This window comes from Streptomyces sp. NPDC048415, assembly GCF_040651675.1.
In the GTDB taxonomy this organism is placed as follows: domain Bacteria; phylum Actinomycetota; class Actinomycetes; order Streptomycetales; family Streptomycetaceae; genus Streptomyces.
On record NZ_JBEZKJ010000030.1, the window covers coordinates 15,880 to 40,452 of the forward strand.

At 70.3% G+C, this 24,573-nt stretch carries 20 protein-coding genes; 16 read left to right on the forward strand and 4 right to left on the reverse strand.

What is annotated here, in order from left to right; translation table 11 throughout:
* The first annotated feature begins 78 nt into the window (after positions 1-78).
* The 3 genes from AB0D27_RS20830 to AB0D27_RS20840 all read left to right on the forward strand — a co-directional run bounded on the left by AB0D27_RS20830 (position 79) and on the right by AB0D27_RS20840 (position 2,332).
* Positions 79-1,167 (forward strand): branched-chain amino acid aminotransferase, encoded by a 1,089-nt coding sequence (locus tag AB0D27_RS20830; RefSeq protein ID WP_362510659.1) that lies wholly within the window; start codon positions 79-81, stop codon positions 1,165-1,167.
* A gap of 489 nt (positions 1,168-1,656) precedes the next feature.
* Positions 1,657-2,073: a hypothetical protein gene (locus AB0D27_RS20835; RefSeq protein ID WP_362510662.1), complete on the forward strand. Its 417-nt coding sequence runs from the start codon at positions 1,657-1,659 to the stop codon at positions 2,071-2,073.
* A 52-nt stretch (positions 2,074-2,125) separates the two neighbouring features.
* Positions 2,126-2,332 (forward strand): hypothetical protein, encoded by a 207-nt coding sequence (locus tag AB0D27_RS20840; RefSeq protein WP_362510665.1) that lies wholly within the window; start codon positions 2,126-2,128, stop codon positions 2,330-2,332.
* Here AB0D27_RS20840 and AB0D27_RS20845 read toward each other — a convergent pair.
* Positions 2,310-3,755, reverse strand: coding sequence for a cytosine permease (locus tag AB0D27_RS20845; protein ID WP_362510668.1), 1,446 nt, complete (start codon positions 3,753-3,755; stop codon positions 2,310-2,312). The two genes, AB0D27_RS20840 and AB0D27_RS20845, sit on opposite strands and share 23 nt — an antisense overlap.
* Before the next feature lie 144 nt (positions 3,756-3,899).
* On the opposite strand from AB0D27_RS20845, the gene ureA reads away from it, so the two are divergent.
* The 6 genes from ureA to cimA all read left to right on the forward strand — a co-directional run bounded on the left by ureA (position 3,900) and on the right by cimA (position 10,207).
* Positions 3,900-4,580, forward strand: a complete 681-nt coding sequence (gene ureA, locus AB0D27_RS20850; RefSeq protein WP_362510671.1) for an urease subunit gamma — start codon at positions 3,900-3,902, stop codon at positions 4,578-4,580.
* Positions 4,577-6,247 carry an urease subunit alpha gene (locus tag AB0D27_RS20855; RefSeq protein ID WP_362510674.1) on the forward strand — a complete coding sequence of 557 codons (1,671 nt, stop codon included), beginning with the start codon at positions 4,577-4,579 and terminating at the stop codon, positions 6,245-6,247. The genes ureA and AB0D27_RS20855 overlap by 4 nt, the downstream gene beginning before the upstream one ends.
* An 11-nt stretch (positions 6,248-6,258) precedes the next feature.
* Entirely contained in the window at positions 6,259-7,299 is a 1,041-nt protein-coding gene (locus tag AB0D27_RS20860) for an agmatine deiminase family protein (protein ID WP_362510677.1), read from the forward strand.
* An 11-nt stretch (positions 7,300-7,310) separates the two neighbouring features.
* Positions 7,311-7,901 (forward strand): TetR/AcrR family transcriptional regulator, encoded by a 591-nt coding sequence (locus AB0D27_RS20865; RefSeq protein WP_362510680.1) that lies wholly within the window; start codon positions 7,311-7,313, stop codon positions 7,899-7,901.
* 70 nt (positions 7,902-7,971) lie between these two features.
* Positions 7,972-8,115, forward strand: a complete 144-nt coding sequence (locus AB0D27_RS20870; RefSeq protein ID WP_362510683.1) for a hypothetical protein — start codon at positions 7,972-7,974, stop codon at positions 8,113-8,115.
* 487 nt (positions 8,116-8,602) lie between these two features.
* Complete coding sequence (gene cimA / locus AB0D27_RS20875) at positions 8,603-10,207, forward strand: citramalate synthase (protein ID WP_362510686.1); 1,605 nt, start codon at positions 8,603-8,605, stop codon at positions 10,205-10,207.
* Positions 10,208-10,342: 135 nt separating this feature from the next.
* Here the strand turns inward: cimA and AB0D27_RS20880 are convergent, their stop codons facing one another.
* Positions 10,343-12,223, reverse strand: a complete 1,881-nt coding sequence (locus AB0D27_RS20880) for a ricin-type beta-trefoil lectin domain protein (RefSeq protein ID WP_362510689.1) — start codon at positions 12,221-12,223, stop codon at positions 10,343-10,345.
* Positions 12,224-12,461: 238 nt separating this feature from the next.
* On the opposite strand from AB0D27_RS20880, the gene AB0D27_RS20885 reads away from it, so the two are divergent.
* Both AB0D27_RS20885 and AB0D27_RS20890 read left to right on the forward strand, forming a co-directional pair.
* The gene (locus AB0D27_RS20885) at positions 12,462-15,482 is read left to right on the forward strand and encodes a glycoside hydrolase family 3 N-terminal domain-containing protein (RefSeq protein WP_362510691.1); all 3,021 of its coding nucleotides are present in this window, start codon (positions 12,462-12,464) and stop codon (positions 15,480-15,482) included.
* Between the two features lie 270 nt (positions 15,483-15,752).
* The gene (locus AB0D27_RS20890; RefSeq protein WP_362510694.1) at positions 15,753-17,102 is read left to right on the forward strand and encodes a hypothetical protein; all 1,350 of its coding nucleotides are present in this window, start codon (positions 15,753-15,755) and stop codon (positions 17,100-17,102) included.
* 41 nt (positions 17,103-17,143) lie between these two features.
* Here the strand turns inward: AB0D27_RS20890 and AB0D27_RS20895 are convergent, their stop codons facing one another.
* Positions 17,144-17,971, reverse strand: coding sequence for an NAD(P)H-binding protein (locus AB0D27_RS20895; RefSeq protein WP_362510696.1), 828 nt, complete (start codon positions 17,969-17,971; stop codon positions 17,144-17,146).
* A gap of 100 nt (positions 17,972-18,071) precedes the next feature.
* On the opposite strand from AB0D27_RS20895, the gene AB0D27_RS20900 reads away from it, so the two are divergent.
* Together AB0D27_RS20900 and AB0D27_RS20905 are read left to right on the forward strand one after the other, a co-directional pair.
* Positions 18,072-18,458, forward strand: a complete 387-nt coding sequence (locus AB0D27_RS20900; RefSeq protein ID WP_362510699.1) for a helix-turn-helix domain-containing protein — start codon at positions 18,072-18,074, stop codon at positions 18,456-18,458.
* Between the two features lie 19 nt (positions 18,459-18,477).
* Positions 18,478-19,122 carry a hypothetical protein gene (locus tag AB0D27_RS20905; RefSeq protein WP_362510702.1) on the forward strand — a complete coding sequence of 215 codons (645 nt, stop codon included), beginning with the start codon at positions 18,478-18,480 and terminating at the stop codon, positions 19,120-19,122.
* Here AB0D27_RS20905 and AB0D27_RS20910 read toward each other — a convergent pair.
* Positions 19,106-19,729, reverse strand: coding sequence for a YceI family protein (locus AB0D27_RS20910; RefSeq protein WP_362510705.1), 624 nt, complete (start codon positions 19,727-19,729; stop codon positions 19,106-19,108). The genes AB0D27_RS20905 and AB0D27_RS20910 overlap by 17 nt on opposite strands.
* A 261-nt stretch (positions 19,730-19,990) precedes the next feature.
* Between AB0D27_RS20910 and AB0D27_RS20915 the strand changes: the two genes are divergently transcribed.
* The 3 genes from AB0D27_RS20915 to AB0D27_RS20925 all read left to right on the forward strand — a co-directional run bounded on the left by AB0D27_RS20915 (position 19,991) and on the right by AB0D27_RS20925 (position 24,556).
* Positions 19,991-20,488, forward strand: coding sequence for a hypothetical protein (locus tag AB0D27_RS20915; protein WP_362510708.1), 498 nt, complete (start codon positions 19,991-19,993; stop codon positions 20,486-20,488).
* Positions 20,489-20,490: 2 nt separating this feature from the next.
* Positions 20,491-22,794: a polysaccharide lyase 8 family protein gene (locus tag AB0D27_RS20920; RefSeq protein ID WP_362510711.1), complete on the forward strand. Its 2,304-nt coding sequence runs from the start codon at positions 20,491-20,493 to the stop codon at positions 22,792-22,794.
* 154 nt (positions 22,795-22,948) lie between these two features.
* Positions 22,949-24,556 (forward strand): acyl-CoA carboxylase subunit beta, encoded by a 1,608-nt coding sequence (locus AB0D27_RS20925; RefSeq protein ID WP_362510714.1) that lies wholly within the window; start codon positions 22,949-22,951, stop codon positions 24,554-24,556.
* Positions 24,557-24,573 lie beyond the last annotated feature (17 nt).

Below are 24,573 nucleotides of genomic sequence, written 5' to 3' on the forward strand. Positions count from 1 at the left end.
GACGTCCTAGCACTGGCCACTGGCAGTGCGGACGTGAGCGCGGCCCGTCACACACAAACCGGTGAAGGACAACCACTCATGACGACGCCCACGATCGAGCTCAAGCCCTCCGCCCGTCCGCTCTCCGACGCGGAGCGCGAGGCGATCCTGACCAACCCCGGGTTCGGCCGCCACTTCACCGACCACATGGTGACGATCAAGTGGACCGAGGGCCGCGGCTGGCACGACGGCCAGCTCGTTCCCTACGGCCCGCTCTCCCTGGACCCCGCGAACATGACCCTGCACTACGCGCAGGAGATCTTCGAGGGACTCAAGGCCTATCGCCAGCCCGACGGCTCCGTCGCCACCTTCCGCCCCGACAAGAACGCCAAGCGCTTTCAGGCCTCCGCCCGCCGGCTCGGTATGCCGCAGCTGCCGGTCGAGACGTTCATCGAGGCCTGTGACGTGCTGGTCCAGCAGGACCGCGACTGGGTCCCGGCGCACGGCGGCGAGGAGTCCCTGTACCTGCGCCCGTTCATGATCGCGACCGAGGTGGGCCTCGGCGTGAAGCCCGCCAACGAGTACCTCTTCCTAGTGATCGCCTCGCCCGCCGGCGCGTACTTCGCGGGCGGCGTGAGGCCGGTCTCCATCTGGCTCTCCGAGGACCGCGTGCGTGCCGTCCCCGGCGGCATGGGCGACGCCAAGACCGGCGGCAACTACGCGGCGTCCCTCCTCGCGCAGGCCGAGGCCGCCGCCATGGGCTGCGACCAGGTCTGCTACCTCGACGCCGTGGAGCACAAGTGGGTCGAGGAACTGGGCGGCATGAACCTGTACTTCGTGTACGGCGACAAGATCATCACTCCCTCGCTGACGGGGTCCATCCTGGAAGGTGTCACCCGTGACTCCCTCCTGACCGTCGCCCGCGACCTCGGCTACGTGTCCGAGGAGGGCCGTGTCTCCATCGACCAGTGGCAGCGCGACGCCGAGAACGGCACCCTGACCGAGGTCTTCGCCTGCGGCACGGCCGCCGTCATCACCCCCGTCGGCACGGTCAAGCGCACCGGCACCGAGTGGCAGCAGTCGGGCGGCGAGCCCGGCGAGGTCACGCTGAAGCTCCGCGAGGCGCTGCTGGACATCCAGCGGGGCATCAGCGAGGACAAGCACGGCTGGATGCACCGCCTGGGCTGAGCCGGTCCCTCCCGGACTCGCCTTCCGCTGAGCCGGTCCCTGCGGGCCTGCGCCTGGCGGCCTGCCTCTTCGGGCCTGCGCCTGCGGGGTCTGCGCCTGCGGGGTCTGCGCCTGCCGGGCCTGTGCCTGCCGGGCCTGTGCCTGCCGGGCCTGCCCCTCCGGGCCTGCCCCTCCGGGCCTGCGCCTGCCGGGCCTGCCCCTCCGGGCCTGCGCCTGCCGGCCTGCCCCTCCGGGCCTGCGCCTGCCGGCCTGCCCCTCCGGCCCTGCCCCTCCGGCCCCCGTCCGCTCCAACAAGCGGGCGGGGGCCGGTACTTCGTTCGACGCGTATCGCCTTCGCCGGGCGGGTATCCACTGAGTCCACGGGGGGAGCGTGTGCTGTCCCGTGTGCACACACGTCCGGGGGAGGAGTGCGGGTGAACGGGTCGCGGATATCGCGGGTGCGGTGGCTGGCACGGGCGTTACGCACCCCGCGCCGCCCGCAGGCCGCTGGTGGCCGGGATCAACGACAACGCGGACGCCTGGGCCGACCTGTGGGACGAGACGACCACGCTCGGCGCGGTGCCGTACTACCAGTTCGTGGAGCGTGACACCGGCCCGCAGGGCTACTTCGGGGTGCCGCTGGCCCGCGGCCACCAGATCTTCCGCGACGCCTACGCCCGCGTCTCAGGGCTCGCCCGCACCGTGCGCGGCCCGGTCATGTCGGCGATGCCCGGCAAGGTCTGCGTGGACGGGGTCGCCGAGGTGGCGGGCGAGAAGGTCTTCGTCCTGCACCTCATCCAGGCACGGAACCCTGACCTGGTCGACCGCCCCTTCTTCGCCGTGTACGACGAGAGCGCGACCTGGTTCACCGACCTGAAGCCCGCTTTCGGCGCGAGCCGGTTCCTGCCGGGCCTGGAGACGGGCTGAGCCGCGCGCCGCCTTCCGCTCTGTGATCTACGACGTTCCAGAAGGATTCGTCATGACCAATTCGCCGGCCCAGCCCGCGGCCACGGCTGCCTGGCTTCTCGTCGCAGTCCTGTTTTCCCTGGTCGTCGCCCTGTTGGCGATCCTGCTGAAGGTGAACGAGGGCGAGCGCCTGGGCGCGGCCCTGCCGTCGGCGGCCGTCGCCTTCGCCGGATCCATGGCACTGTGCGTGCCGACGCTCACCGCTGGGGGCCTGCTGTGACGCCGATCTCGGCCGCGGCGTGCTGTGAGCCGCCCGAGCCGTGGACTGTCTTCGGAGACAGCACCAGGTAGACCAGTCCGCCCACCGCCCCCGACAGCAGGAAGCTGCAGTCCACCCCGCCGGTCAGGGAGAGCAGGGGGCCCTCGTAGGAGGGGAGGGAGACCGCGAGGAGGCCGGTGAACGCGCCGAGGGTCCAGGACACGACGGCCTGGATGTTCCAGCCGGACCGGTACCAGTACACGCCGCCCTGGGAGCGGCGGTTGAAGACCTGGAGGGCGTCCGGGTCGTAGACGCCGCGGCAGCGGACGAAGCCGATCAGGGTGATGACAGCCCACGGGGTGCCGAGCGCGGTCAGCAGGAGGACGAAGGACGTCATCGCGGACTGCGCGTTCCAGGCGTAGTGGCCGGCGAAGACGCAGAGCATGGCGACGGCGGCGACCGTGTAGGTGGCCCGGGCGCGGGAGGCGCGGGGCAGGATCGCGTCGAGGTCGAGGCCCATGGAGTAGAGCATCAGGCCCGCGTTGCCGACCGAGCCCGCGGAGGCGGCCAGCAGCAACGGGACGAGATACCAGGTGGGCGACGCGGAGACCAGCGGCCCCGCGTAGTCGAGGGCCGCGTGGGCCGCGTACGCCGTGAAGGTGCCGAAGAGCTGGGGGACCAGGAGACCGAGGGTCAGTCCGAGCCAGGTCGCGTGCAGGACCGTGCGGGAGGAGTGGCGGGACGGGGAGATGTAGCGGGTGTAGTCGCCGAGCAGGGTGATGAACGCGATCGGGCCCGACAGGCCCGCCGCCACCGCCGCCAGCAGCCAGGTCGGCCAGAAGGAGCCGAGCAGATAGCCGCCGGTCCCCGGCAGCGCGGCGGTGGTGAAGTGCGGGGCGTACGCGATCACGCCGACGGCCAGCAGAGCCGTCATGCCGATCGCGAGGACCCGGGACATGGCCAGCAGCACGCGGTAGCCGTACACCGCGCCCGCAACCGTGGCGGCGGCCAGCAGCGCGTAGACGACGGCGTACGACACTCCGTTCGCCGGCAGTCCGAAGAGGCGGCCGAGCACGCTCACCATCACATCGCCGCCGATCCACACGGTCAGCGCGGTGTAGCCGAGGGCGAGGAGCAGTCCGACGACCGAACCGACCAGGCGTCCCCGGACGCCGAACTGGGCGCCGGAGGAGGTGGAGAGGTTGGTCGCGGTACGCAGTGACACGAGGGCCAGCGGCGCCGTCAGGGCCGTGCCGACCACCGTGCCCGCCACAATCGCGCTCACGGAGGCCCACCAGCCGAGGCCGAACGACGCCGGCAGCCAGCCGAAGATGATCACACCGAGGCACAGATTGGATCCCAGCAGGATCGAGACGAGGTCGCGCGGCCCGCTGGTGCGCTCCTCGTCCGGGATGGTGTCGACTCCGCGCTGTTCTATCGGCATGGCTGGTCTCCTTCGACGGCCGCCTGAGATGTTTGAGCGACGTTCAATGTCAGGCTTCGGCAGGTGAAAGTCAATGTTTCCGTTTCATGAATCCCCCGTTTAGAGTGGTACTCAAAAGCGAGGAAGGCAAGGAGGTGTCGTGGCGTGAGGCTGACCCCTACGGAGCGTGACCGGCTGCTGCTGTTCTCGGCGGCCGAACTGGCCCGGGCCCGCAAGGCCCGCGGTCTCAGGCTCAACGTGCCCGAGGCGACCGCCCTGATCGCCGACACGGTGTGCGAGGCGGCCCGTGACGGGGCCAGGCTGGCCGAGGCCATCGAGCGCGCCCGGTCCGTCCTAGGCCCGGGCGATGTGCTGCCGGGCGTCGCGGACGTCGTCACCGAGGTGCATGTCGAGGCGGTCTTCGACGACGGTTCGCGACTCGCGGTCGTCAGCGACCCCCTCGGCGGCGGGCTGGGCGATCAGGCCCCGGGCGCCCTGCTGCCGGGACCAGGCCACGCCGAGCCCGAGGCGGTCCTGCGGCTGCTCGTCACGAACACGGCCACCGTGCCTGTCTCCGTCACCTCCCACTTCCACTTCTTCGAGGCCAACCCGCGCCTCGACTTCGACCGCGCCGCGGCCTACGGGACGCGGCTCGCCGTGCCCGCCGGGTCCTCGGTCCGCTTCGGGCCGGGGGAGAGCGTCGAGGTCGGGCTCCTGCCGATCGGGGGCAAGCGGGTCGCGATCGGGTTCGCGGGGCTCGTCGACGGGCGGCTGGACGCGCCGGGGGCGAAGGAAGAGGCCCTGCGCAGGGCCGCCGCCTGCGGATATCTCGGAGCTGAGCTGTGAATCCGTACGAATACGCCGCCACCCACGGCCCCCGCGCCGGCGACCGCGTCCGCCTCGGCGACTCGGGGCTGGTGATCCGCATCGAGTCCGACGCACAGCGGCACGGTGACGAGTTCCTCGCCGGCTTCGGCAAGACCGCGCGCGACGGACTGCACCTCAAGGCCGCCGCCGTCCGTGAGACCTGCGACGTCGTCATCAGCAACGTCGTCGTGATCGACGCCGTCCAGGGCATTCGCAAGGTCTCCATCGGCATCCGCGAGGGGCGGATCTGCTCGATCGGGCGGGCCGGGAACCCCGACACCCTCGACGGCGTCGACGTCGTGGTCGGCACGGGCACGTCCATCGTGTCCGGGGAGGGGCTCATCGCCACCGCCGGAGCCGTCGACACGCACGTCCATCTGCTCTCGCCGCGCATCATGGAGGCCTCGCTCGCCTCCGGTGTGACGACGATCATCGGCCAGGAGTTCGGCCCGGTGTGGGGCGTGGGCGTCAACTCCCCCTGGGCACTGCGCCACGCCTTCAGCGCCTTCGACGCCTGGCCGGTCAACATCGGCTTCCTGGGCCGGGGTTCGTCCTCCTCCGACGCGCCGCTGATCGAGGCCCTCGCCGAGGGCGGAGCGAGCGGCTTCAAGGTCCACGAGGACATGGGCGCCCACACCCGCGCCCTCGACACGGCGCTCCGGGTCGCCGAGGAGCACGACGTCCAGGTCGCCCTGCACAGCGACGGCTTGAACGAGTGTCTGTCCGTCGAGGACACACTGCGGGTCCTCGAGGGCCGCACCATCCACGCCTTCCACATCGAGGGGTGCGGCGGCGGGCACGTACCCAACGTCCTGAAAATGGCCGGAGTCCCGAACGTCATCGGCTCCTCCACCAATCCCACCCTGCCCTTCGGCCGGGACGCGGTCGCCGAGCACTACGGGATGATCGTCTCCGTCCACGACCTGAAGACGGACCTGCCCGGCGACGCCGCCATGGCCCGCGACCGGATCCGGGCCGGGACCATGGGCGCCGAGGACGTGCTGCACGACCTCGGCGCGATCGGGATCACCTCCTCGGACGCACAGGGCATGGGCCGCGCGGGCGAGACCGTACGCCGGACCTTCGCGATGGCCGGAAAGATGAAGGCCGAGTTCGGCGCCCCCGAGGAGCACGACAATGAACGCGTCCTGCGCTACATGGCCAAGCTGACCATCAACCCCGCCATCGCACACGGCCTCGCGCACGAGGTCGGATCCATCGAGGCCGGCAAACTCGCCGACATCGTGCTGTGGCGGCCCGAGTACTTCGGCGCCAAGCCGCAGCTCGTGCTGAAGTCGGGTTTCCCGGCGTACGGGGTCGTCGGAGATCCCAACGCGGCCACCGACACCTGCGAACCCCTCGTCCTGGGGCCCCAGTTCGGAGCGCACGGGGCGACGCCCGCCGAGATCTCGGTGGCCTTCGTGGCGCAGGCCGCCCTCGACCAGGGCGGCGACACGATGCCGACCCGCCGTCGCCGGGTCGCCGTGCGCGGCACGCGCGGCATCGGACCGGCCGACCTGCGCCTCAACTCCCGTACGGGAGCGGTGGACGTCGACCAGCGCACCGGCCTGGTCACCCTCGACGGCGACCCGATCCGTTCCGAGCCCGCCGACTCCGTATCCCTCAACCGCCTGTACTTCCTGTGAGGACCCCCCGCATGAACACCCCCGCCGCCGACGGCTTCCGCATGCCCGCCGAGTGGACCCCCCACGAGCGCACCTGGATGGCGTGGCCGGGCCCCAACCCCACCTTCGACAACCCGGACGACCTCGCCGAGTCGCGGGCGGCGTGGGCGGCGGTGGCCCGTGCGGTGCGCCGCTTCGAACCGGTCACGGTGGTGTGCGGTCCGGGGCAGTCCCGGGAGGCCTCCGCGCTCCTCGGCCCCGGCATCGACACCGTCGAACGGGAACTCGACGACGCCTGGATGCGCGACATCGGCCCCACCTTCCTCACCAACTCGAACGGCGAACTCGCCGCCGTTGACTGGACGTTCAACGGCTGGGGCGCCCAGGACTGGGCCCGCTGGGAGCACGACTCCAAGATCGGCGCGTACGTCTCGGACCTCGCGGGCGCGAAGACGTACGCCTCCAAGCTGGTCAACGAGGGCGGAGCGATCCACGTCGACGGCGAAGGGACGGTGCTGCTCACGGAGACCGTGCAGCTCGGCCCCGAGCGCAATCCGGACTGGACCCGCGAGCAGGTCGAGGCGGAGATCCACGCCCAGCTCGGCACCCGCAAGGCGATCTGGCTGCCGCGCGGCCTGACCGGCGACTATCCGCCCTACGGCTTCGGCACGCTGGGCCATGTCGACATCGTCGCCGCCTTCGCCCGCCCCGGTGTGATCGTCGCGCACTCCCAGCAGGACCCGGCGCACCCCGACCACGAGGTAAGCGAGGAGATCATCGGGCTGCTGAAGGCGCAGACCGACGCGCGGGGCCGCCGTATCGAGGTCGTCGAGGTGCCCGCCCCGACCGCCCTGGAGGCCGACGGCCACTGGGCCGACTACTCCTACATCAACCACTACCTCTGCAACGGCGGTGTGGTGCTGTGCGGCTTCGACGACCCGCGCGACGAGATCGCGGCGGGCATCTTCCGCCGGCTGTTCCCGGAGCGGACGGTGACGCTGGTGGACGCACGTACGATCTTTGCGGGTGGGGGAGGCATTCACTGCATCACCCAGCAGCAGCCGAAGATCTAGGGAGTCGGGCGATGGCCGGTGCGCGCAAGCACGCGCCCCCGCGGGAGGACGTACTCGCCGCCGCCATGAACATGATCGCCGAACGCGGTCTGGAGAAGCTCACCATGGCGGCGCTCGGCCGCGAGGTCGGCATGAGCAGTGGCCATCTCCTCTACTACTTCCGCTCCAAGGACGAGCTGCTGCTGCGCACCCTGGAGTGGAGTGAGGGCCGCCTCGGTGCCGAGCGCGGCCGACTGCTGGCCGCGCGGGGAACCGCCCGCGAGCGGCTCGACGCGTACGTCGACCTGTACGTCCCCGACGGCCACCGCGACCCGCACTGGACGCTGTGGCTGGAGGTCTGGAACCGCTCGCAGAACGCCGACGAGGACGCCCGGGAGCGGCAGGTCGCCATCGAGGGCGCATGGCACCGGGACCTGGTGGCGCTGCTCGCCGAGGGCGTGTCGCGCGGCGAGTTCCGCACCGTCGACCCGGACCGCTTCGCCGCCCGGCTGCGCGCCCTGCTCGACGGATTCTCCATCCATGTCGCGATCGGCCTGCGGGGTACCGACCGCGGCCAGACCCTCTCGCACGTACGGGAGTTCCTGGACGACTCGCTCGGCTGACCGGCGTGCGCGGACTGTTGATCAGCGGTCCGGGTTGTACGTAATCGGGCGCATTGACCCGAGGTGCGTGGTGCGATTGCATCCCAGGGGGGACGGCCCGGCGGGCACGGTGTCCCTGACCAACGGCCGGGCGGTCTCCTCCTCGACTGCCATGAACCTCGTCCCCGGCGACGCCGACGGAGTCTCCGACGTGTTCGTCGACCACATTCGCTGACCATCAGCGAGGGGAACACATCGCGTACGCGGGCACGCGGGTCGCACTCGCCGCCGTCCTCGTCGCCGCCAACGCGGCGCTTACGGGAACGGGAGCGAGCGCCGCAGCGGAGAGGTCGCGGTGTCCGGTGACACCAACGGGCACGCGGACGGGTTCGTACGCCACCTGGGTCGAGGGAGGGAGTAGCCCGCTGTTCGCATCCTGAGACGCCCCGTGAGCATGGGGCCGGTATGTGCCAGACTGCCCCCGTGCTCTCGTTCGCCATGATTATTGGCAGCAGGCGCGCCGGTCCGCAGTGACCGCCACGTACCACCACGTACGGGCGGACACCGTCGTCCTCGACCCGCGCGCAGACCTCTCGCACCCGCGAGAGGTTTTTCGTTTTCCTGGCCCACCCCAAGCCGGGAAGGGAGCGCGAGGGACCATGGAGGAACGGTGGAGCCGGTCATTCCGGTAGACCGAGATCCAACATCAGGAGCCAGAGACCATGACGGAAACCAGCGAACTCGACGATTCGTTCCACGTCTTCGACACGACCCTGCGCGACGGCGCGCAGCGTGAGGGCATCAACCTCACGGTGGCGGACAAGCTGGCCATCGCACGGCACCTGGACGACTTCGGGGTGGGCTTCATCGAGGGAGGGTGGCCGGGCGCCAACCCGCGCGACACCGAGTTCTTCGCCCGCGCCCAGCAGGAGATCGACTTCAAGCACGCCACGCTCGTCGCCTTCGGCTCCACCCGTCGCGCGAACGCCAAGGCTTCCGAGGATCCGCAGGTCAAGGCGCTGCTCGACTCCGGCGCCCAGGTGATCACGCTGGTCGCCAAGTCCCACGACCGGCATGTCGAGCTGGCCCTGCGCACCACGCTGGACGAGAACCTGGAGATGGTCCGTGACACCGTCTCCCACCTGCGCTCGCAGGGCCGCCGGGTCTTCGTCGACTGCGAGCACTTCTTCGACGGCTACCGCGCGAACCCCGAGTACGCGAAGGCCGTCGTCCGCGCTGCCGCGGAGGCCGGCGCGGACGTCGTCGTCCTGTGCGACACCAACGGCGGCATGCTCCCGGCCCAGGTCCAGGCCGTGGTGGCCACCGTCCTCGCCGACACCGGTGCCCGGCTCGGCATCCACGCCCAGGACGACACGGGCTGCGCGGTCGCCAACACGCTGGCCGCCGTCGACGCCGGCGCCACCCACGTCCAGTGCACGGCGAACGGCTACGGCGAGCGGGTCGGCAACTCCAACCTGTTCCCGGTAGTGGCGGCCCTGGAACTGAAGTACGGCAAGAAGGTGCTCCCCGAGGGCGCCCTGCGCGAGATGACCCGTATCTCCCACGCGATCGCCGAGGTGGTGAACCTCACCCCCGCCACCCACCAGCCGTACGTCGGTGTCTCGGCCTTCGCCCACAAGGGCGGCCTGCACGCTTCCGCGATCAAGGTCGACCCGGCGCTGTACCAGCACATCGAACCCGAGCAGGTCGGCAACACCATGCGGATGCTGGTGTCCGACATGGCGGGCCGCGCCTCCATCGAGCTCAAGGGCAAGGAGCTCGGCATCGACATCAGCGGCGACCGCGAGCTGGTCGGCCGGGTCGTCGAGCGGGTCAAGGAGCGCGAACTCAAGGGCTACACGTTCGAGGCGGCGGACGCGTCCTTCGAACTCCTGCTCCGCGCGGAGGCCGAGGGCAAGGCCCGCAGGTACTTCGAGGTCGAGTCCTGGCGGGCCATCGTCGAGGACCGCCCCGACGGCACCCACGCCAACGAGGCCACGGTCAAGCTCTTCGCCAAGGGCGAGCGGATCGTCGCCACCGCCGAGGGCAACGGTCCGGTCAACGCCCTCGACCGTGCCCTGCGCGTCGCCCTGGAGAAGATCTACCCCCAGCTCGCCAAGCTGGAGCTCGTCGACTACAAGGTCCGCATCCTCGAGGGCAAGCACGGCACGTCCTCCGTGACCCGCGTCCTCATCTCCACGTCCGACGGCGCGGCCGAGTGGTCCACGGTCGGCGTCGCCGAGAACGTCATCGCCGCGTCCTGGCAGGCACTGGAGGACGCGTACACGTACGGACTGCTGCGGGCCGGGGTGGAGCCCGCGGCGTAAGCTCCGCCGCTCAGCACGAGTCCTCGGCGAGTTTCTCGAACTCGCCGAGGCTCATGGCCCGGCCGTCGGCCCCGACCTGGCCGGGCGAGGCCAGGCCAGGCCGGCTGTGGTGAAGCCTGGCCCCCTCGGCCGGGCCTAGCCCAGCCGCCACTTCTGGTTGGCGGCGCCCGTGCAGGACCAGATCTGCGCCCGTGCCCCGTTCGCGGACGAGTTGTCCGCCACGTCGAGGCACTTGTTGGCAGCGGTATTGACCACGTCCCCGGTCGAAGAGTTGTACGACCAGCGTTGTGCGCCCGTACCGTTGCAGTCGTAGAGCTGGACCTTCGCGCCGTCGGCGGTCGACGCGGAGGTGACGTCCAGGCACTTTCCGAGGGACTGGACCGAGCCGTCGGCCTTCACCGTCCACCTCTGCGCCGTGGACCCGTTGCAGTCGTAGAGCTGAACGGCCGTCCCGTTGGTGCTCGAACCACCCGCCACATCAAGGCACTTGCCGGCGAGCCCGACGAAGGCCCCCGACTGGTCGCCGCCACCGGACTGCGTGCCCGACCACGTGAACGTGGCGGACGTCTTGCCGGGCAGCGAGTAAGTCGCGTGCTGGCCACCCCAGTTGATGGTCACCGTCTTCGCGGACGACGCGTCGTTGTACGCGATCAGCGCCTTCGATCCGTCCGGGTTGCGCCACGCGACGTTCGGCACGGAGGTGCTGGCCGTGGAAGCGATCCGCTGCGCCCCCGGCCGTACGAACTTCGTCAGGTGCCCCATCGTGTAGTACTCGACCGTGTAGTCGACCGTCCCGCTCGCACCGTCCCCGTTGTGCACCGTGATCAGGCCGGTGCACGTCCCGCAACCGCCGTTGTGCGGCCCCATGTTCTGGTCCACCGCCAGCGACCACTTCGTCACCGACTTCGCCCAGTTGCGGGTGTAGTCCACGATGTTGAGCATGTCCTCGCGCTGCTGGTTGGCGATCCAGGTGCCACCGGAGTGCTCGGTGCCGAAAGCGTCGAGAGCGGGGTACTGGTTGTGCACGCTCGTCTGCTTGGTCACATCGCCGCCGTACCCGTGCCACGCGATGCCGCCGAAGTTCGGGTGCGAGCGGACCGCCGCGTCGTCGACGGTCTGGGCGGCGTACGAGTCGTACACGTCCCAGTTCCAGTCGTGGGCGAGGACCTTCGTGGACAGCCCCGCCGCCTGCAGCTTCGGCAGCAGTTCGCTCTTCGTGAAGTAGGCGAGCCCCGACGCGTTCCAGCTCATCGACGGATACCCCGAGCAGCAGGTCGGCTCGTTCTGCGTGGTGACGTAGGAGACCGGCACGCCCTGGTCGCGGTAGGCCTGGAGGTACTTCACGAAGTACGACGCGTATGCCCCGTAGTTCTCCGACTTCAGCCAGCCGCCGTTGAGCTGCCCGCTGTCCTTCATCCAGGCCGGAGCCGTCCACGGCGAGGCCATCACCGTCAGGGAGGGATTGAGCTGGAGCGCCTGTTTCGTCAGCGGCACCACATCCGCCAGGTCGTGGGCGATCGAGAACTGTGTGAGGTTCGGGTCGGTCTGGCCCGAGGGTACGTCGTCGTACGTGTACCCGTACCGCGCGAGGTCCGACGCGCCCATCGGATTGCGCAGGAACGACAGCCCGATTCCGTCCGTCGGCGAGAACAGCTTCCGCATCGTGGCGTCCCGGGTGGCCCCCGACAGCGCGCCGCTGCTGTTCATCAGCCAGGCGGCCGTGTCGGTGAAGGAGGCGCCGCCGCCGGTGAACGTCTGGTAGCGGGTGTTCTCGTCGATGGTGATGTTGTCGCCGCTTCCGCCGCTGCCCGACTGGAAGGCGAACGGCGTCTGCGCTTGGAGCCCGCGCACGACATGACGGCCGCCGCTGTCGTCCGTCGTGGTGAGCCAGGCGGTGACCTGCTCGCCGGCCGCGTGCGCGGGCGTGGCCGCCGTGAATCCGGCGGTGGTGAGCAGTCCGGCGAGGATCAGCCGGACCGCCCGGGTGGACCGCGTGGATCTGGTGGATCTCCTCATGGAGCGCCGCCCTTCTGGAGGTGGGGGTGGGGAGGCGTGTGCGGCGTGAGTAAATGACGGCTTGGGAGACCCGTCAAGGGGTTGCGCGTTCAGACTTTGAAGTGACAACCCTCCGGATCCGGCCGCGACTTGGGTCTGTACCGGTTCTGACGTGAAGCCTTGACGGGTTCGCGTGCCGACAGTTAACTCACGGCGTGATCTAAGTCGTAAGTGAACTACGAGAGCCGAGGGAAGGTCCATGCGAAGAACCGCCCTGCTCGCCTCCGCCGCCTTGCTGACCGGACTGCTGCCGCTGGCCTCGGCCGGATCCGTCGCCGCGGCCGGCGATCCCGCCCCCGTCCCGGTCGACCGCTTCGAGGGCGAGGTGCCCTTCGCGAACCAGCCCGCCGACGGCATCTTCACCTGGGGCAGCGACGCCGACGACCCGCCCCGACTCGCCCTGACCGCACGGTCCGACGCCCCCGAGGGCGCGAAGGTCCTCACCGGCGACTACGACATCAGCGGCTACGGCGGCTTCACCCATGACTTCGCCTCCGGCGAGCCCGCCCACGACTGGTCGGCCCACCAGGGCATCCGCTTCTGGTGGGAGGGCCGCGACACCGCCAAGAAAGTCAGCTTCGAGATCAAGGACGGCGGCGCGAACGGCGAGGCCTCCGAGCTGTGGACGACCTCCTTCACGGACGACTGGACCGGCTGGAAACAGGTCGAGATCCCCTTCACCGACTTCACTTATCGCACGGACTACCAGCCCGTCGGCGGCATCGACCAGGTCCTCGGCCTCACCCAGATGTGGGGGTACGCCCTCACGCTCCCGGTCGGCGTCAAGGGCCAGTTCGCCATGGACGACGTCGAGTTGTACGGCAAGGCGGACCAGTCCCTGCGGGCCTCCGTCACCACCGACTCGGCCGTCCACACGGTGAAGGAGGGCGGCACGGCCGACGTGAAGCTCTCCGTCGCCACGACCGGCTCCGCCCCGATCGACGAGCCGGTGACCGTCGCGTACGAGAGCGCGGGCGGCACCGCCGAGCCCGGCAAGGACTACACCCCGGTCAAGGGCGAGATCACCTTCCCGGCGGGTACGGCGTCCGGCACCTCGCGCACGATCCAGGTGACCGCTCTGAAGGACAAGGCCGCGGAGTCCGCCGAGACGATCCCCCTCAAGCTCACGGTCACCGGTGCGAAGGCTCCCGCCGAGACCCCGCAGGTGGTCATCGACGCGCACGGACTCCCGTACCTGGATGCGAAGTTGCCCGTGAAGAAGCGGGTCGCCGACCTGGTGTCCCGGATGTCCCTGGAGGAGAAGGCCGGGCAGATGACCCAGGCCGAGCGCGGCGCGCTCACCGCCCAGGGCGACATCGCGACGTACGACCTCGGCTCACTGCTGTCGGGAGGCGGCTCGACGCCGACGCCCAACACCCCCGGGGCATGGGCGAAGATGATCGACGCCTTCCAACTCCGGGCACAGGCAACACGGTTCCAGATCCCGCTGATCTACGGCGTGGACGCGGTGCACGGCCACAACAACCTCACCGGCTCGACGATCATGCCGCACAACATCGGCATCGGCGCGACCCGCGATCCCCAACTCGCCGAGAGGACGGGCGCGGTGACGGCCTCGGAGGTCCGCGCCACCGGCATCCCGTGGGACTTCGCGCCCTGCCTGTGCGTGACCCGCGACGAACGCTGGGGCCGCTCCTACGAGTCCTTCGGTGAGGACCCTGCCCTCGTCAAGTCCATGGAGACGATCATCCAGGGCCTGCAAGGCGCCGCCAACGGCAAGGACTTGAAGGACAACGACAAGGTGCTGGCCACCGCCAAGCACTTCGCCGGCGACGGCGGTACGGAGTACGGCTCGTCCACGACGGGCTCGTACACCATCGACCAGGGCGTCACGAAGGTCACCCGGCAGCAGCTGGAAGCGATCCACCTCTCCCCGTACCAGACGGCGGTGGACCGCGGCATCGGCTCGGTCATGCCGTCCTACTCCTCGCTCGACATCCTCGGTGACGGACAGGGCCCGGTGAAGATGCACGCCCGCGCCGACATGATCAACGGCGTGCTCAAGGACCGCATGGGCTTCGACGGCTTCGTCATCAGCGACTGGGCGGCCATCGACCAGATCCCCGGCGACTACGCCTCCGACGTCCGTACGTCCGTCAACGCGGGCCTCGACATGATCATGGTCCCGTACGCGTACAAGGACTTCCGCACCACACTCATCGACGAGGTGAAGGCGGGCCGCGTCAGCGAGAAGCGCGTGGACGACGCTGTATCGCGCATCCTCACGCAGAAGTTCAAGCTGGGCCTCTTCGAGAAGCCGTACGCGGACACCAGCGGCGCGTCGGGGATCGGTTCGCCCGCGCACCGGGCGGTGGCCCGCCAGGCGGCGGCCGAATCCCAGGTCCTGCTGAAGAACGCGGACGCCGTGCTGCCACTGAAGAAGTCGCAGAAGGTGTACGTCGCCGGTTCGAACGCCGACGACATCGGCAACCAGACGGGTGGCTGGACGATCACCTGGCAGGGTTCGTCGGGCCACATCACGGACGGCACGACGATCCTGGACGGGATGCGACGCGCCGGCGGTGACGTCACCTACTCGAAGGACGCCTCGGCGCCCACCAGCGGTTACGACGTCGGCGTGGTCGTCGTCGGCGAGAGCCCGTACGCCGAGGGCGTCGGTGACGTCGGCAACGGCAACGACCTGGAGCTGACCGCGGCGGACAAGGCCGCCGTCGACAAGGTGTGCGCGGCCATGAAGTGCGCCGTACTGATCGTCTCCGGCCGCCCGCAACTCATCGGCGACCGCCTCGGTGACATCGACGCGCTCGTGGCCTCCTGGCTGCCCGGTACAGAGGGCGACGGCGTCGCGGACGTGCTGTATGGGAAGCGGCCCTTCACCGGCCAACTCCCCGTCACCTGGCCCAGGTCGGAGTCCCAGCTGCCGATCAACGTCGGTGACACGGCCTACGATCCGCAGTTCCCCTACGGCTGGGGCCTGACGACCCTGACGAAGGTACCGTCCGGCGGCACGGCGGCCCTGAGGGCCCTCGCCCTCGTGGCCGGGGCGGCGGAGAAGTCCGGCGCGGACGAGATCGCCCGCACGGCCGTGACGAAGGCCCGCCTTCTGGTCCAGCAGAGGATCGGCTCGTCGATCACGGCGGCGACCGCGAAGCCCTTCGCCGACGCCGACCATCTCCTCCTGACGGGCCGTTACGCCGGCGCGGTGGCGAAGCTGAGGGAGGCGTACGGGGCTGGGTGAGGGGTTTCTTCGCCCCCTCCGCCCCTGCCCGTCCCGTACCTGGGGGCTCCGCCCCCAGACCCCCGCTGCGAGCGCTCCGCGCTCGTCCTCAAACGCCGGACGGGCTAAGAATCAGCCCCTCCGGCGGTTGAGGAGCGGGCCTGGGGCGGAGCCCCACGTTGGGCGGGCAGGGGCGGGCGGGGCGGGGGGGGCGAAAACGCTCTCCGCCCCGCCCCGCCTCCCACCGGCTCCGATGCCCGGTTTCACCCACCTTCAGGTAGCTTCGAAGACATGAAGCCCGCACGCGCCCGAGGGCTCCCCGGCCTCCTGGTCGCCCTGACACTCGCCGCCCTGGCGGTCCTGTCACCGGCGCCCAGCGCCCACGCGTCAACCGACGTAGGCACCGTCGCGGCAGCGCTACGCAAGAGCCCGGTCTACGTGGACCCGGCCGCCTCCGCCCAGCTCTCCGCGACGGACGCCGCCTCCCTCGCCAAGAAGATCGAAAAGGCGGACAAGCCCCTCTTCGTCGCCGTCCTGCCCGCCGGCTTCCCCACCCAGAACCTCTTCCAGAACCTGCGCACCTCCACCGGCATCACCGGCCTGTACGCCATCAGGCTCGGCGACCGTTTCGACGCGCGGGCCGACTCCTCGGTGATGCCGCGCACCGCGGTGGGCAATCTCGTCAGCAGCGTCCAGGGCGAGGGCGCGAAGGCCCAGCTGAACGATTTCACCGACCGCGCGCTCACCAACATCAGCGGCTCGGCGCCCGCGAGTTGGAGCGGCGGCGGCTCGGGCAGCGGCGGTGTCTCCACGGGCGCGCTGATCACGGTCGGCGCGGTGGTCGTGGCGGGCGGCGCGGGCGCGTACACGCTTGTGCGCCGTAACCGCCGCCGCAAGGACGAGGAGCAACAGGCGGCACTCGACAGACTCCGCGTGGTCGTGGACGAGGACATCACGGCCTTCGGCGAGGAACTCGACCGGCTCGACTTCCACCCCGCGGAGGCGGGTGCGGACGACGCGATGCGCGCGGACTACGAACGCGCGCTGGACGCCTACGAGCAGGCGAAGTCCTCCATGGCCGCGGCCCGTCGCCCCGAGGACGTACGCCCGGTCACGGAGTCCTTGGAGGACGGCCGCTTCTCACTGGCGATGCTCGCCGCCCGCCGCGAGGGCCGCCCGCTCCCCGAGCGCCGTGCGCCCTGCTTCTTCGACCCGCGGCACGGCCCGTCCGTCGCCGACGCCACCTGGACGCCCGCCGGCGGCGCTCCCCGCGAGGTCCCGGTCTGCGCGGCGGACCGGGCCCGCCTCGCCGACGGCGCCGACCCGGCGGTCCGCGAGGTCGACACCGACTACGGCCGCCGCCCGTACTGGGACGCGGGCCCGGCGTACGGCCCCTGGGCGGGCGGCTACTTCGGCGGCGGCCTGCTGCCCGGCCTGCTCGTCGGCACGATGCTCGGCAGCATGATGTCCAGCCCCTCGTACGCCTCCGACTACGGCTCCGGATACGGCGACTTCGGCGGCGGTTACGACGGCGGGGACGTCTCCGGCGCCGACTTCGACCCCGGCGACTTCGGCGGCGGCTTCGGGGACGGCGGGGGCGGCGACTTCGGCGGGGGAGGGGACTTCGGCGGGGGTTTCTGAAGCATCAGGATCCACGCAACCGCCGGGACCGCACCGAACCGTCACCCGAACGCCGCGACGTTCCGCTCCGCCCACTGCGCGAACGTACGGGCCGAGCGGCCGAGGACCCGCTCGACGTCCGGGCTCACCCGCTGCTCGGCGGCCTTCGGTGCGCCCAGGATGTCAAGGGTGCCCTCCACCACCGGCTCGGGCATGAAGCGCAGCATCTGCGCCCTGGCCTCCTGACGGGTCTGCTCGACGAACCGCACCGGTTCACCCAGCGCGTCACCGATCGCGGACGCCTGCTGCCGAGGTGAGACCGGCGCCGGACCGGTCAGCTCGTAGGCCCTGCCGACATGGCCGGAGTCCCGCAACGCCACCGCGGCCACCTCGGCGATGTCGTGCGGATCGACGGTCGGCAGCGCGACATCGCCGAACGGCGCGGAGATCGTCCGTTGCGTGCGGACCGTCTCGGCCCAGGCGAGCGTGTTGGAGTGAAAACCTCCCGGTCGCAGCAGCGTCCACTCCAGGTCCGAGCGGGTGACGGTGTCCTCCAGGGCCGAGGGATGGCGTCCCGTGACCACGCCCTGGGAGGACAGCAGGACGACCCGGCGGATCCCGCCCGCCCGTGCGACGTCGAGGACGTCACCGACGCTGCCACCGGCCGACAGGAAGTCGCCCGACGTCAGCAGGAAGAGCGCCTCGGCCCCGTCCAGCGCTGGCTTGAGGCTCCCCGGATCGCTCAGGTCGGCCCGGACGTGCCGCACTCCCGTCGGAATGTCCGGCGCCGCTGCCCCGCGCGAGACCGCCGTCACCCGCTCGCCCGCCTCGGCCAGCGCCCGCACGAGCGGCTGCCCGACATTGCCCGTAGCGCCCGTCACCACGATCATGATCGCTCCCCTGTGTCACGTTTCCTTGTGGACAAAAAGAAAGCTACAGGCGCATGCATAGTAGGTACCTAGAGGAAAGTAATGGAGAGGAAGGCTCATCGTGACCGACGCCACACTCGCGCCGCGCGGCGCCGTCGAGGTCGACCCGGAAGTGGCCTGCCCGATCGCCCCGGTCGTCGACATCGTCTTCAGCCGCTGGACCACGCCCATCCTCTGGGCGCTGAACGAATACGGCCGGCAGCGCTTCGTGGAGCTGGAACGCCGTATCACCAAGATCACCCCCAAGGTGCTGACCCAGCGGCTGCGCCAGCTGGAACGCGACGGGCTGGTCGTGCGCACGTACCACCCCGAGGTCCCGCCGCGCGTGGAGTACGAGATCAGCGAACTGGGCCGCAGCCTGGCCCCCCTCTTCGCGACCCTCACCGAGTGGGCGGCGGTCAACCTGGACAAGGTCGACGAGGCGCGAGTCGAGTACGACGCCAGGTGAGGCCGGGCAGAAGGCCGGCATGGTGATCTCCACTGGTGCCGAGCAGGTCGCCGCCGCGGTGGACGCCCGCAGGAACGGCGGATTCGCCCTGGTCGCCCTCGACGGCATGGGCGGTTCCGGCAAGTCGACCCTGGCCGCGGCCCTGGGCGGGCTTCGCGGTGCCGAGGTGGTGCACGGCGACGACTTCTACCGCCCGATGGACTGCGCGGAGCGCGCCCGGCTGAGTCCCGCGGAGGGTTACCGCTGCTACTTCGACTGGCAGCGCCTGCGCGAGGAGGTGCTCGCCCCGCTCGCCGCCGGCCTCGACGCTGCCTACCGGCGCTACGACTGGGAGCGAGGGGAGCCGGCGCCGAACGAGAGCCACGTCGTGTCCCGCTCCGGCGTCATCGTGGTCGAGGGGCGTCTACACCGCCCGCCCCGAACTCGCCCACCTACTACGACCTGGTGGTCTACGTGGACCCTCCTCGGGAGGAATCCCTGCGCCGACTCCGCGAACGCGACGACGCGGGGCGATTCCGGGTGTGCCGCTTGCCGGATCCGGATCCGGACATGCCGAAGCGCCCGCCCTCCGGTACGGGGAGTCGGAGGGCGCGCGCGCTTCAGTCGGGGCGTAAGGGTGTCAGCCGGTCAGTCGGGACGTAAGGGCGTCAGCCGGCGTTCTTGATCGCCGAGATGTCGAAGTTCAGCTTGATCTTGTCGGAGACGAGGACGCCGCCGGTCTCCAGCGCCGCGTTCCAGGTGATGCCCCACTCGGAACGCAGGATCTCGGCCTTGCCCTCGAAGCCCACGCGCTCGTTGCCGAACGGGTCCTTCGCGGCGCCGTTGAACTCCAGGTCGATGCTGAGCGGCTTGGTCGTGCCGAGGATCTCCAGGTCGCCGGTGATCCGGTAGTCGTCGCCGCCCAGGGCCTCCGCCTTGGTGGACCGGAAGGTCATCATCGGGAACTCGTCGATCTTGAAGAAGTCGGCGCTCTTGAGGTGGCCGTCGCGGTCGGCGGACCCGGTGTCGATGCTCTCCATCTTGATGTCGAGGGACGCCGTCGACTTGGAGGGGTCGGTGCCGTCCAGGTGCAGCGTGCCCGCGACGTCGTTGAACTTGCCCTTGACGTTCGTCACCATCGCGTGGCGCGCGACGAAGCCGATCGTCGTGTGTGCGGGGTCGATCGTGTAGTCGCCGGTCAGCGCGGCCAGGTCGGGGTTGACGGCGGCGGGCGCCGCAGCGGCGGAGGACTCGGTCGTGTCGGTGGTGTTCTTGCGGCCGAAGATGCCCATGGCGTGCTCCTAGGGGGACGGGTCGCGGCTTCCTTGCCGAAGCCGCGCTGCGAAGCTGTTGAATCTTCAACGATGCTAACAAGGAGCACCGTAGCGCTATTCCGTTCAAGTTTCAACATCATCCGTAGCGTGTCTACGACGTTACGGTGGGTTCATCTGTACCGCCCTCTGGCGGACGCGCGTAGAGCTCGGGCACCATCTCCCTGCACCACCTGCACAGCTGCCCCGTAGGAAGCACGCTAGTCCGCAGGAAGGGTCCCCATGAAGCTCCGCTCCGCCGCGACCGCCCTCGCCCTCGTCGTCGCCCCCGGCCTCGCCGTCGTCGGCACCGCCACCGACGCCTTCGCCGTCACCAAGATCAGTCACGCCACGGCGACCTCGATGTTCCGCGAGGTCGGCATCACCTGGTCCTCGTCCGGCAACTGCTCCGACCGCAACAACCCCACGTGTACGTCCTTCGAGCAGCTCAACCTCGCCACCGCTCAGGGCGCCCAGACGCTCAAGCGGGCCGGCGGGTGCGCCCTGAACATCACCGGCGGCACCGAGACCGGCCACGCGAGCGGCACGTACTCGCACTGGAACGGCTACAAGCTCGACTACGCCAAGAACACCTGCGTCACCGGCTACATCAAGAACAACTTCACCTACATAGGCCTGCGCGGCGACGGCGCCCCGCAGTACAAGTCCGGCTCCGGCAACATCTACGCCGACGAGGGCAGCCACTGGGACGTCCTCTACTACAACTGCGGCGGCTGCTAGGCATGCCGTCCACCCGGCGCGCCTTCCTGCTCGCGGCCGCCCTGGTGGCGGCCGCGGCACCCCCCGCGGACGCCGCCGACGCGTACGCCGCCCTCCGGAAGCGCTGGCTCACTCTCGCCCTGGGTGCCGACTACGACCCCACGGTCGAGCTGTACGCCTCCCGCCTCCGTGAGACCGGCGAACTCGCCCGAGCCCTCAGCGCGACCATGGCCCCGACCGCCGTCTCCCTCTGGCCGGGCCACCCCTTCGACCCGCCCTCGGGCATCACCCAGAGCTACAGCAGGTTGTGGACGATGACCCAGGCGTACGTCCAGGAGGGCACCGGCTCGACCGGGGACGAGTCCCTCCTCACCGCCGTGATCAGCGGCCTCGACCATCTCTCCGCCACGGTCTACAACCCCTCCATCACCCGTTACGGCAACTGGTGGGAGTGGCAGATCGGCAGCCCCCGTCTCCTGTTGGACATCGTGGCGGCCCTGTACGACCACCTCACCGACAGGCGAACCGCCGCCGCCTGCGCCGCCGTCGACCACTTCATCCCCGACGCCATGCTCCGTGACTACTCCGGCACCTCCACCGGCGCCAACCGCGTCGACCTGTGCCGGTCCGTCGCGCTGCGGGGCATCCTCGGCCGGGCGCCCGACAGGATCGCGCTCGCCCGGGACGCGCTCTCGCCCGTCTTCCCGTATGTGACGACGGGGGACGGGCTGTACGCGGACGGCTCGTTCGTGCAGCACACCTGGGTCGCGTACTCGGGGACGTACGGGCAGGTCATGCTGGACGGACTCGGGCGGCTGTTCGCGCTGCTCGCCGGGTCCGCCTGGGAGGTGACCGACCCGAACCGGCAGATCGTCCTCGACAGCGTGGAGGGCGCGTACGCGCCCCTCCTGCACGACGGTCTGGTGATGGACAGTGTCAACGGGCGGGCCATCAGCCGGGGTTACCTGAAGAGCGACGACCTGCACGTGCTGCGCGGCGACCACTTCCACGGGCAGGGGCTGATCGCCGCGATCGCGCTGCTGGCCGAGGGGGCGAGCGCGCCGGAGCGGCAGCGTTGGCACGGGCTGATCAAGGGGTGGATCGAGCGGGACACGGTGACTCCGAGCCTCACGGCCCCCCAGTTCGGGGTCGCCGATCTGGCGCGGCTGCACGCCATCGCCGACTCCGCCACCGAGCCCGCCCCCGAACCCGCAGGGCACCGCCTGTTCGCCGCCATGGACCGCGCCGTGCACCGTGGCCCCGGGTTCACCGCGGGCCTCTCCATGGCCTCCGAGCGGATCGCGTACTACGAGTGCGGCAACGGCGAGAACCCGCGCGGCTGGCACACCGGCGCCGGGATGACGCTGTGGTGGGCCGAGGGGCACTCGGAGCAGTACACGGACTGGTTCTGGCCGACGGTCGACTGGTACCGGCTGCCCGGAACGACCGGGTCCACCAAGCGGCTCGCCGACAAGGAGGGCGGTGAGTGGGGCGAGCCCAAGCCCGCCGTGCGGTGGGTCGGTGGCACGACGGACGGCACGTACGCGGCCGTGGGACAGCACCTCAAGGGGCTGGGATCCTCTCTCGAGGCCCGCAAGTCGTGGTTCTGCACGGCGGATTCCCTCATCTGCCTGGGCGCCGGGATCACGGCCGCCGACGGTGTGCCCGTCGAGACGGTGGTCGACAACCGCAACCTGGGCGAGGGCGGCACCGAGGTCTTCACCCTGGAGCGCGGATGGGCGCACCTCGAGGGGCACGGCGGGTGGGTGTTTCCCAGCGGTACGTCGGCCCTGCGCAGCCTTCGCGAGGACCGCACCGGCGCCTGGTCCGACATCAACACCACCAGCACCAGCGAGCGGCGCACCCGGCGCTGGCAGACGCTCTGGCTCGACCACGGCATGGACCCGAGCGGGGCGTCGTACGCCTATCTCCTGATGCCCGGTGCCTCGCGCCGTGCCGTCGCGGCCCGTGCGGCGGACCGCGACTGGCTCCGCGTCCTCGCCAACGACGCCCGGCGCCAGGCGGTGCGCGTGCGCTCACTCGGCCTCACGGCAGCGAACTTCTGGGAGGCCGGAACGGCGGGCCCGCTGAGCGCGTCGGCGGGAGCGAGTGTGCTCGTCCGGCATCGGGGGCGTACCGCTACGCTCTGCGTGAGCGAGCCGCCGCGCACCGGGGAGCCGGTGGAGATCGTCTGGGACCGGCCTGTGCGCTCCGTCCTGAGCGCCGATCCGACGGTCGAGGTGGTCGGGACAGGCCGCCGACTGAGGGTCCGTGTCACTCCAGGGATGGCATGCGCCACTCATGAATGTGAGGTGACTCTCAGCTGACGGGTTTGTGTGACCTCTACAAGCCGAAGGCCCTCTGAGCAGTCAGATCGCCTGCACGGGGTGATGGTTCTGTTCAGGTGCACCAGGAAAACGGGCCGGAGACTGTACGGAGTCGACGGCCCCCTTTCCTTGGCGGACTTCGTAAGGTCGCTACATGACCGTTTTGGACGAGGCCGGCCCGACAGACTCCACGAGCGCCACTGGCGAACCCACGGACGCGCGCGGGCGTGTGGCCGAACTGCACGCGATCCGTGCGGAGGCGCTGCGGGGTCCCAGCGAGAAGGCGACCGAGGCGCAGCACGCCAAGGGCAAGCTGACCGCCCGGGAGCGCATCGAGCTGCTGCTGGACGCGGGCTCGTTCCAGGAGGTCGAGCAGTTGCGCCGGCACCGGGCGACCGGGTTCGGCCTGGAGGCCAAGAAGCCGTACACCGACGGTGTCATCACCGGCTGGGGCACGGTGGAGGGCCGCACGGTCTTCGTGTACGCGCACGACTTCCGCATCTTCGGCGGCGCCCTGGGCGAGGCCCACGCCACGAAGATTCACAAGATCATGGACATGGCCATCGCGGCCGGCGCCCCGCTGGTGTCACTGAACGACGGCGCGGGCGCCCGTATCCAGGAGGGCGTCTCCGCCCTCGCCGGATACGGCGGCATCTTCCAGCGCAACACCAAGGCGAGCGGGGTCATCCCGCAGATCTCGGTGATGCTCGGCCCGTGCGCCGGCGGCGCTGCCTACTCGCCCGCCCTCACGGACTTCGTCTTCATGGTCCGCGAGACCTCGCAGATGTTCATCACGGGCCCGGACGTGGTCAAGGCGGTGACGGGCGAGGAGATCACCCAGAACGGCCTGGGCGGCGCGGACGTGCACGCGGAGACGTCGGGCGTGTGCCACTTCGCGTACGACGACGAGGAGACCTGCATCGCCGAGGTGCGCTACCTCCTGTCGATGCTGCCGCAGAACAACCGCGAGAACCCGCCGCGCGTCGCCTCCGAGGACCCGGCGGACCGCCGCTCGGACGTCCTGCTGGATCTGGTCCCCGCGGACGGCAACCGCCCTTACGACATGGCGAAGGTCATCGAGGAACTCGTCGACGACGGGGACTACCTCGAGGTCCACGAGCGCTGGGCCCGCAACATCATCTGCGCGCTGGCTCGCCTGGACGGCCAGGTCGTCGGCATCGTGGCCAACCAGCCGCAGAGCCTCGCCGGTGTCCTCGACATCGAGGCCTCCGAAAAAGCTGCGCGCTTTGTCCAGATGTGTGACGCTTTTAACGTTCCGATCGTCACGCTGTTGGACGTTCCCGGGTTCCTCCCGGGGGTCGACCAGGAGCACGGCGGGATCATCCGGCACGGCGCGAAACTCCTCTACGCCTACTGCAACGCGACCGTCCCGAGGATCTCGCTGATCCTGCGCAAGGCGTACGGAGGTGCGTACATCGTCATGGACAGCCAGTCCATCGGTGCCGACCTCACCTTCGCCTGGCCGACGAACGAGATCGCCGTGATGGGTGCGGAAGGTGCCGCCAACGTCATCTTCCGTCGGCAGATCGCCGAGGCCGAGGACCCCGAGGCCATGCGGGTCCGCATGGTCAAGGAGTACAAGTCCGAGCTCATGCACCCGTACTACGCCGCTGAGCGGGGCCTTGTCGACGATGTCATCGACCCCGCCGAAACCCGCGAGGTGCTGATCAAGTCGCTCGCGATGCTGCACACCAAGCACGCGGACCTGCCCTCCCGCAAGCACGGCAACCCTCCGCAGTAACCCCGCGGATCCTCCGC

Coding starts and splice junctions, on each gene's coding strand:
- AB0D27_RS20830 (WP_362510659.1), top strand. CDS start 79: ATGACGACGCCCACGATCGAGCTCAAGCCCTCCGCCCGTCCGCTCTCC.
- AB0D27_RS20840 (WP_362510665.1), top strand. CDS start 2,126: ATGACCAATTCGCCGGCCCAGCCCGCGGCCACGGCTGCCTGGCTTCTC.
- AB0D27_RS20845 (WP_362510668.1), bottom strand. CDS start 3,755: ATGCCGATAGAACAGCGCGGAGTCGACACCATCCCGGACGAGGAGCGC.
- AB0D27_RS20860 (WP_362510677.1), top strand. CDS start 6,259: ATGAACACCCCCGCCGCCGACGGCTTCCGCATGCCCGCCGAGTGGACC.
- AB0D27_RS20865 (WP_362510680.1), top strand. CDS start 7,311: ATGGCCGGTGCGCGCAAGCACGCGCCCCCGCGGGAGGACGTACTCGCC.
- cimA (WP_362510686.1), top strand. CDS start 8,603: ATGACGGAAACCAGCGAACTCGACGATTCGTTCCACGTCTTCGACACG.
- AB0D27_RS20880 (WP_362510689.1), bottom strand. CDS start 12,223: ATGAGGAGATCCACCAGATCCACGCGGTCCACCCGGGCGGTCCGGCTG.
- AB0D27_RS20885 (WP_362510691.1), top strand. CDS start 12,462: ATGCGAAGAACCGCCCTGCTCGCCTCCGCCGCCTTGCTGACCGGACTG.
- AB0D27_RS20890 (WP_362510694.1), top strand. CDS start 15,753: ATGAAGCCCGCACGCGCCCGAGGGCTCCCCGGCCTCCTGGTCGCCCTG.
- AB0D27_RS20895 (WP_362510696.1), bottom strand. CDS start 17,971: ATGATCGTGGTGACGGGCGCTACGGGCAATGTCGGGCAGCCGCTCGTG.
- AB0D27_RS20905 (WP_362510702.1), top strand. CDS start 18,478: ATGGTGATCTCCACTGGTGCCGAGCAGGTCGCCGCCGCGGTGGACGCC.
- AB0D27_RS20910 (WP_362510705.1), bottom strand. CDS start 19,729: ATGGGCATCTTCGGCCGCAAGAACACCACCGACACGACCGAGTCCTCC.
- AB0D27_RS20915 (WP_362510708.1), top strand. CDS start 19,991: ATGAAGCTCCGCTCCGCCGCGACCGCCCTCGCCCTCGTCGTCGCCCCC.
- AB0D27_RS20920 (WP_362510711.1), top strand. CDS start 20,491: ATGCCGTCCACCCGGCGCGCCTTCCTGCTCGCGGCCGCCCTGGTGGCG.
- AB0D27_RS20925 (WP_362510714.1), top strand. CDS start 22,949: ATGACCGTTTTGGACGAGGCCGGCCCGACAGACTCCACGAGCGCCACT.